Raw genomic sequence first — 2620 nt, 5'->3', positions numbered from 1 at the left:
GTTTTGTTAAATTTTTTTTTCATAATTCTTTGCTTTTCATTGCTTTTAACATTGAATAATAAGTTTTACTTAGAAAATAAGTATGTTTTGCTAAATCCTGAGCTTCTCTATTAATTGTTTGATAAGCACCAGTTGAAGCATTGGCAAGTTTAAGTTGATTTTTATGGGCTTTATTTATTAAAGAAACATTTTTAGTAGCATCTTTAATTTCATCAATATATTTTTTTTGAGCATTTATATAAGCAATGGGATCATTAGGCGCTTGCTCTATAATTCCCATTTTATTATTATTTTTTTCTTTTTTTTCAAATGCAGAAAAAGTAAAAACAATAGCCTCTGTTATCATACCTATAGTTAACAATAAATTACCACCTGGCCAATGTTGAATTTTAAACAAAGCTCCTAAAATAACTATTGCTGCTCCAATTCCATAAAGCATGTTTTTTAAACTTAAGTTTTTTAACATAATATTAGATTTAATTGTTGTAAAGATTCAATATATAATCTCTATATTAATAATATTACATGTTATTATAAAAAATTACGCGTTAGCTTGCATCGAATTAGCTTTTAACATATCAAACTTATTTTTACCATCAACGTCACCAGGATTATTTTGGCCAATCATTTTGTTTAATTCTTTTGAAAATTCTTTAAGATTTTTAGGATTATCAAAATCTACAATATCTTGAATCCTAATGTTAGGGGAAAACTTATCTCCCTTCATAATTCCACTTGGATTTACGTCTAGATATTTTTTAAAATCTTTAAGTTTTTGTGGCGTAACTTGATCCCATTCTCCGTTGGGGTTTTTCAGAAAATCATATTCTTTCATACCTTGCCTAAATTCAGCTGCAAAACCTCTTGGTTCACTTTCTCTTATGCGATTTCTGCCTGCCGCGGTGTATTCTCCAAACTCACTAGCAGAACCAGTGTTAAAATAATTTTGATTTATTTGAGCTCCTGAGCCCTCAACAGGTGCAACTTGATTTAAACGCAGCAAACGTTGATCTAGCCCTTGGTTTGTTTGACTTAAGCTTTTATTATTAAAACCTAACCCCGCAAATTCTTGACTACCGTGCCCGACATATTCATGAGCAGCAGTCATAGGGTTATTAGTGTTTGTTCCTAACCCCCATACCGGTTTTTTAAATTGTCCAGTTAAATCTCCAAAACTATGCGATGCATTGTCAAAAGAACTCATTCCAATAGCATTTCCAGAACCAGTTTTACCTTTATATAACGCATTCATAGCTGCAGATGGATTGTAACTTCCATCAGCATTATAAGTAGATAATAGGTTTTCATTAAGACTAGGACTGCTACTCATTTCTGTTACTTTTTCTTTTGCAATTTTTGTAGCATACGCTCGTTTTTCAGCGGCGGTCATTTTTGCTATTTCAGTTGTACCCTCAAAACCTAAGTTTTCAGTTAAAAAATTTCTAGTACCTATATTCTTTCTATTAATTTCATGACCTAAGTATTTAAAACTTCCAGCGTCCATTTCTTCTAAAATATTGCCAATTAATCTTTGTTGACCCTGAGGAGATGACATATTTTTAATTGTTTGTTTTCTTATAGCTTCATTAGTTGATGCATACGAAGACAACTCATCAATAAGAGGTTTTAATTGTTCACCTAAAGCTTTATCATTATTTGGTTTGCCAAAAAAGTTTGTAGATCTATCTGGAAGTATTGATCCATTTATCATACCAACATCTTCTGGTGATAAATTTGTTGATCCTGGTGAAACATTTGTGGTGTTATATTTTTTGTTTACAGTTCCATAATAATCATTCATTGCTTTTTGCGTTGCATCTACGCTAACGTCGTCAACATTCTTGCCTAAAGCATTGCTTATTGCGTTTACAGTAGGTTTACCAAGTCCGGCAAGAGGATTAACAGCATTGTTCACGACTCTTGCGCCATAATTAATTCCTCCTTTTAGTCCAGAGCCAATACCACCAGCGCCAAACATACCTAATCCAGTATTAACAGTTGCCATAGGAACCATTCCAAGACCTATTTCTGTTTTAGCTTTTAATTTCTCAAAAGTTGATAATTTTGGATCAAGTTCGTTTGCTTTTAGTTTTCGAGCTAATTCATCTGTGTTTCCAGTTTCAAAACCTAAAACAGATTCAACGCCTAAATCGCCTAAAATAGCAGTTGGATCAGCTAAATATGGTAACGGTCTTTCAAGAAGACTTAAAGAAGCATCGTTCATTTCATCAGTAATATGTTGTTGCTGTTCTTTTTTAGTAACCACTTTCTTAAGTTGAGGACTATAGACTTCTTCAGTAGTTGACTCGCCTTGGCTAAGCATTGGTCGAGTTTTATTTTCAATTTCAAATTTACGTTTTGCAATTGCTTCTTTTAAATTAAATTTTAATTGATTTGAAGATACATTTGATGGTTTTGAAATATTATTAATATTTAATCTATCTGTTGAAACAGACATATTTGCTCTTTCATCATTAACAACTGAATTATTATTGTTTACATTGTTTTTTTCACCAAGAAGTTGTTCTAAAGTTAATGGTTGTAATATAGGAAGTTTTTTGTCAACACCTATACCATTTTGTCTAATAGGACTGCTATTTACGCCATTTTGTAATCCTTT

2 protein-coding genes are annotated in these 2620 nt (G+C 31.6%); both read right to left on the bottom strand.

Annotation, left to right across the window (positions count from 1 at the left end):
• Positions 1–19 precede the first annotated feature (19 nt).
• Positions 20–466 carry a gliding motility protein GldL gene (gene gldL / locus B2U95_RS16275; RefSeq protein ID WP_414727660.1) on the bottom strand — a complete coding sequence of 149 codons (447 nt, stop codon included), beginning with the start codon at positions 464–466 and terminating at the stop codon, positions 20–22.
• Between the two features lie 75 nt (positions 467–541).
• Positions 542–2620 (bottom strand): hypothetical protein (locus B2U95_RS03990; protein WP_296313102.1); only part of this gene is annotated, 2079 nt, incomplete at its 5' end.

This window comes from Winogradskyella sp. UBA3174, assembly GCF_002364335.1.
Taxonomy (GTDB): domain Bacteria; phylum Bacteroidota; class Bacteroidia; order Flavobacteriales; family Flavobacteriaceae; genus Winogradskyella.
The sequence above is the reverse complement of the archived record's forward strand: the minus strand, read 5'-3'. Positions and strand labels throughout refer to the sequence as shown.